Origin of the sequence: Paenibacillus forsythiae T98 (assembly GCF_000520735.1) — a bacterium.
GTDB classification, from domain to species: Bacteria; Bacillota; Bacilli; order Paenibacillales; family Paenibacillaceae; genus Paenibacillus_AQ; species Paenibacillus_AQ forsythiae.
Genome location: NZ_ASSC01000704.1, coordinates 1 through 5,861, shown reverse-complemented (window position 1 = coordinate 5,861; position 5,861 = coordinate 1). Strand labels below are relative to the sequence as shown.

4 protein-coding genes are annotated in these 5,861 nt (G+C 59.2%); all 4 read left to right on the top strand.

The features are described from left to right. A partial coding sequence (locus tag L692_RS0121685; RefSeq protein ID WP_025702102.1) for a vWA domain-containing protein occupies positions 1-1,125 on the top strand: 1,125 nt, incomplete at its 5' end. A gap of 18 nt (positions 1,126-1,143) precedes the next feature. Further along, positions 1,144-1,785, top strand: coding sequence for a hypothetical protein (locus L692_RS0121680; protein WP_025702101.1), 642 nt, complete (start codon positions 1,144-1,146; stop codon positions 1,783-1,785). A gap of 565 nt (positions 1,786-2,350) precedes the next feature. Next, positions 2,351-3,607: a TRAFAC clade GTPase domain-containing protein gene (locus L692_RS0121675; RefSeq protein ID WP_025702100.1), complete on the top strand. Its 1,257-nt coding sequence runs from the start codon at positions 2,351-2,353 to the stop codon at positions 3,605-3,607. A 3-nt stretch (positions 3,608-3,610) separates the two neighbouring features. Beyond that, on the top strand, positions 3,611-5,861 hold a 2,251-nt coding region (locus L692_RS0121670), incomplete at its 3' end, for a GAP1-N2 domain-containing protein (RefSeq protein WP_025702099.1).

The window sequence follows — 5,861 nt, the reverse complement described above, 5'->3', positions numbered from 1 at the left end:
CTGGCGGAGATGATCTCGCCCAGGCTGAACGGCTGGTCGTGGCGTCGGCGCTATCTTGGCCTGTCGTGGAAGCTGCTCCCGCTGGCCGTTGCTATTCTGCTGGGCGCAGGGACGCTGATGGAGTTCGTATATGAACTCAATTTCGGCGGTCTGAGGCCGGTGAAGGATATCGTCATGGTCATTGACGATTCCGGCAGCATGCAGCAGAGCGACCCCGGCAACAGCCGCTACTCGGCGGCGCGGGAGCTTGTGATGCGGATGGATGGCGACAACAAGGTCGCCGTGCTGACGTTCAGCGACGAGGCGACGGTCGTCCAGCCCTTAACCGGGCTGTCGAGGCCCGAGAATCGGAAGCAGGTAACCGAGGCGATTCAAGCTCTGCGGACAACCGAGGGCGGCACGAATCTCAGCGGCGCGCTGTCGGAGGCGATGAACGTCATTAACGGCGACGGCTCGTCCGGCCGGGGAGCGATGGTTATCCTGCTGTCGGACGGAGTGAGCCGGCTGGATACCGCTACGGAGCTTCAGGCGTACGTGGACCGCGGCATCGCGGTCAACACGATTGGACTCAGCCTGAGCGATCCTTCGGGCCCGGCTCTTCTGAAGGACATCGCCGCGACAACCGGGGGACAATACTACGATGTGGAGGGCGCGAACCGGCTGGCCGACGTCTTCCGCCAGATTTACGACCGTCTCGGCGACCGGACGCTGCTTACGGAGCGGACGGATAATACGCAGGACAGTCCGTATTACGCGACTCTGCGCGTCTTGTCGCTTGTATTGATCGGCGGCGCGCTCGGACTCGGGCTTGGCATCGTCTTCGATAACCGCCACCTGGCCCGCAGCTTCGGCCTTGGCGGCATCGTGTCCGGCCTGCTTGCCGGCCTGACGCTGGAGCTTGGCCTCGGCGATCATTCTCTCCTGAACGCGATGGTGCGGCTGCTTGCCGTACTGCTGCTTGCGGGGGTGATCGCGCTGTTTACCGCGGTCGTTCCGGTCGGGGAAGGGCGGCTGACCCGCCGCGGACACGGGGCGGCACAGCCGTCCCAGCGTACGTCGCAGGGCTTCTCGTCCCGTGGAAACCGGAGCAGCAAGGGCTTCCGGACCGCCGATAAAGATCACTAGGAAAGGGGCTGTGCGGGGATGAGATACATCGGGCATTCACCGGACCTGCCGGGCATCACGGATATCACCTCGCGCGTGGAGGACCGGACCTGCACGCTCAGATGGCGTTGGCCGGACGGCCTGCAGGCCGTCTATATCCATAAAGGCCCGGGCGGCGGCGATCATCCGGAAGAGGACGACCGTCCGCCCGGCGGTTTGAAGCTGTATACGCGTGAAGAATACAAGGCAGGCGGCGGTTACCATGACCGGTTGGAAGAGGTGGGTCTGGTTGTCTATACCGTGTATGCCCGGGTGACGGAGAACGGGGAGACGCTGCTGGTCCGCCAGAGGGACGGCGCGAACCGTGCGACCGTCAGCGCGGGCAAGGCCCGGATCTATTACGCGATTGACCGCAAGCGGGGCTTGTTCCGCAAGGAGCAGACCGTACATATGACGATTACGGCCGAAGTTCCCGTCGGCAGAGAGGTTCTGTGCTATGTCAAAAAGCGCGGCGGTTATCCGGCGGCGAAAGAGGATGGCATCCTCTTTCCCTTTGTGCAGGATTTCGCGCCCGGACGCAACGTCCTTCCGCCGATTGAGATCGGCAAGGACGATCATATCCGCCTCTTTTTTACCGACGGGCCGAAGTATGGCCGCTGCTATGAGCTGGTGCCGGAATGAACGGGGCCGGGCTAACGCTGTCGGTGCGTCTCGATGACGGCCTCTATGATGCAAAACGGGTGAAAGGTTGGAAAGAAATTGCATGGCTGCGGGTAATGCGGATATTTTATTCCAGACTTCAAATCCGGACTTCAAGGTTGCCGTCGAATGTTTGGCGGTTATTGTTAGAAGGAGTTTCTCCCTCTAATTTTCAGCAATAGGCATCTTCTCGTATTATTAAAGGGAAATTCTCCGTCTAATAGAGACTTTTTTCTGCGTTTACCGCCAAACCGGGCAATTTAAAGGGAAGAAATCCGTGTAGTATATAGTATTGTTATGACAGAGAGAGGTTTAGAGGGAGAAATTCCAGCTAAATGGCAGGCCGCTTCCAGCAATATCGGGTTCGAGGGGCATGCTCTGCTCTTTGGACGACGGCAAGTGTTCGTGCGTTGCATCCACGCTGCTGCGAACATGCCGTATTGGCTATATGCGGGGCTTTATTAAATGAATGTTCTGCGACTTTTACGAGAAACGAATGCCGCTTTTAAAGGCCGGCACAGCCGTTTCTTCTCGGGAGGGTGAACCTATGTCTTTTTTCAGCCGCTTTTTGAAGAAGAACCAGCCGCAGCCGCGGCCGCTTTTTTACGATATCGTATGTCCCTACTGCTTCAGCAAATTCGACCCTTCGGAGGTGGTCTTCCGGGCCATGCACAGCCGGGAGGACGACGAGGATTACGCGCTGGGCGAAGACGATGCGCTCAATAAATACCGCGAGCGGTTCGGACTCGATTCGGTGGACGATCTGGAGGCGATCATTCGGCCGTCCGACATTCCGGAGGAGCATCATCATTATACCGATCATGTGCTGACCGGACTGACCGACCGCTACGGAGTGCTTACGCACAGACGGCTGTGCCCTTACTGCCACAATGAGCTGCCGGTGACCGCCGGGAGGGTGCCGAGCAACATTATTTCCATTATCGGCGCTTCGCAGGTCGGCAAATCGGTCTACATGACCTCGCTCATCCACACGCTCCAGCATACGACGGCGGGTAATTTCGGCGCCGCCTGCATGCCGCTGAACGCCGAAATCAGCCAGAAATTCCGTAATTTGTACGAGGCCCCGCTGTTCGAGCGCGGCGATCTGCTGTCTTCGACCCAGAAGGAGAAGATGCAGGAGCCGTTTATTTTTCAATTCGTGTTCAAGAATGAGGAGAAGCCGCCGCTGACGCTCGTGTTCTTCGATGTTGCGGGAGAAGGAATGGTCGATCAGGATTACCTCGGGCTTCATGGCCAGCATATCAAAAATTCGGCGGGTATCCTGTTCATGGTCGATCCGCTGCAAATCCGCTCCATCCGGGAGAAAATCCGCATCAATATCGGCAACCGCCCCGGCGAATGGGTCTCGCAGTACGATGAGCCGCGCGACGTGGTGCTGACGCTGTTCGGCGATTTCATCGCCTATCAGGAGAAGAGCCGGACGGAGATTCCGACCGCTGTTGTGCTGACCAAGAGCGACATGCTGCACTCGCTGAAGGACGAGGACGGAGACTACATCAAGGCGAACAGCAATGTGTTCAACAATTACGTACACCGGGGGACGCTGAATCTGGACGAGGTCGGCAATATGGACGGGGAGATCAGCCGTTTTATCGGGAAGGTGGACCGTCCGTTCAAGGATACGATGGATGTCTATTTCTCCAATACAGCCTACTTCGCGGTTTCGGCGCTTGGCAGCAATCCCGTCGATCAGAAAATCGAGGGCGTCGTCAGCCCCATCCGGGTGGATGAGCCGTTTCTGTGGCTGCTGCACAAGCTGAAGTTCATCGAGGGGAGCGATTAAGCGGTGAGCATTCATAAGGAAGCCGGCGTCGCCCAACAGATGTATACGCGGCAGCGGCGCGGCGTCTACCGCTCTACAGAAGGCTTTGACACGGTGGCGAAGTCGGACAGTCTGGACAACAATTTCGTCAAAAAAATACTGCATCCCTTCTGCCTGTACGACGCTCCGGCGGAGCTGGCCGCAAAAGGCGAGAAGGACGAGTCGCAGTATCCGCCCGCGCTCCATTTGTTCCATCTTGAAAGCGGGGAGACGGTGCTGGGGCAAAGCGTCTTTCAGGCGGCGGACTTTACGGGGCTGCGCAGCGCTTTTTTCACGCACAACTATGTTCTTCCTCCCTCGCGCGCCGAAGAAATTATCCGGGATTATGGCGGCTATCTGCATGCGGATTTTGCCGGAGGGTTCAGCGGAGAGCCGGGGAGAGCCCTTCCGGAGCTTGAGAGCATCCCGGTGTTGCGGCGAAACCGTCCCCGTCCGGCGGATGTTCTGAAATCGCTGGGCATCGGCGAGGAAATGTTCAAAAGTCTGCTTCAGGCGGTCATGCAATCGGTATCCGGGAAGAAGAAGATTTACATATCGCTGAGCGCGCCCGTGAAGGAGCTGCCGGGGCGGGCCGCCGATCTGACGGAAGCTCTGCTGAACTGTCTGCCCTTCGAATTCCGGCGCAGGCTTGGCGTTATCACGTATGCGAAGGAGCCGCAAAGCCGTAAATACATCCACCTGACGTTTGTGGAGGCAGGCTCGCTGCGTCCCGGAGACCGGGCGACGGAGAAGGATTTCATCTACGATCTGGCCGCGGGGCGTACGCAGAACACGGATTTCCCCTCCGCTCCGCAGCCCTTTCTTGAGCTGGCCTGGGAGCTGCTGCGCAAGCCGGAGGCCGCAGACGATTTCGCCCTGTTTGCGGATATGATGCTGGGGGGAACAAGTGCGGAGCGGAAGCTGTCGCTCGGGGCCTACAACGAGCTTGCGGTCTTTTACCGGATTGAGCAGGGGAATGAAGCCTTATACACGGAGAACAAGAGCGCCGTGCTGAACGGACTGCTGCGCTATCTGGACGGGGAAGGGGCCTTGGAATCGAAGATCCGGCTGAACGACCTGTTCCTGGAGCGCTTCGACCGGGAGTTCGATGCCGTGAGGCAGAAGCACATTCCGGAGAAGGCGGTGCTGGAGAGCTTCCGGGATTATTTTTCGCTGAAGGGACATAACTACCGGCCGCGCATTGTGGATTATTTCATCAACGGGATGCTGAATGCGCAGAACGCGGGGAGGGAGGATGCGCTGTCGGCGGCTTACAGTGTGATTGAGATCAGCGGCGAACTGGCCGCCGCCTTTTTCCGCAAGCTGCTTAACACGGCGGTCTTTGCCCGGCTCCTGTTCCAGCCTTATGTGGAATCCCGGCTCGCAACCGCCGAAAGAGCCGCGGACCTGCTGGAATTTGTGGCGCATTGGGACAGGTTCATGCCCGAGGCGCTGAGGCAGCCGGCTGTTGTTGACGGCCTTCGGGACTATTTGCCCGAGAAGCTGGAGCGGGAGCGCGATCCGGTGGCGGCGGTGGCGGCGATTCACGATTACATTGAACAAGCGGAGAAAGAGCGCCGCCGGAGAGCCGGAATCCGCCCCGACGCGCTCGCGCTTCAGAAGGATCTGGCGGCTGTGGCGGACCGGTATTTACTGGAGCGCCTGTCGCTTGCCGACATTACCGAGGATCAGCTGCTGGAGCTGTCATTTGTCCGCTTCTCCCTCGACATGGGCCGGTGGGACCCGCCGCTTGATCTGCAGAGCAGACGGAAGGCGAATGTGCTTCGCGCGGCGTACCGCTGGTTCGGCGAGGAGAATCCGGACGAGCATATTTTTGACGGGTTGTCTCCGCAGGAGATGGACGATGTGCAGCTGCTGGGACAGCGCTGGCTCAGAGAGAGCCGGGGAGCGGAGCCATTCGCCCGGCTGCCGCTTGCCTTCTACCACAGCCGTTCCCGCGAGGGAGGACCGCTGGAGTACGACGCGCTGCTGGAGCATGTCCGCCGCAAGGGGGATGGCGATAAAGAGGCGGTATACCGCTTCCTGGCCTGGACGCAGGATAACCCGCTGTTCTGCATTTCCTCCCGGAAGCTTTATCCGGGTTACCGGCGGGCGATTCTGAAATATTTGGCGGGGCATGACCGTGAAGCGTTCAAGAACCGAGAGTTCCGTAAAAATTATATGGCTGCGGCCGGACCCGCGCTGCAAAGCGTATATACCGAAGCCCGGTCACAGC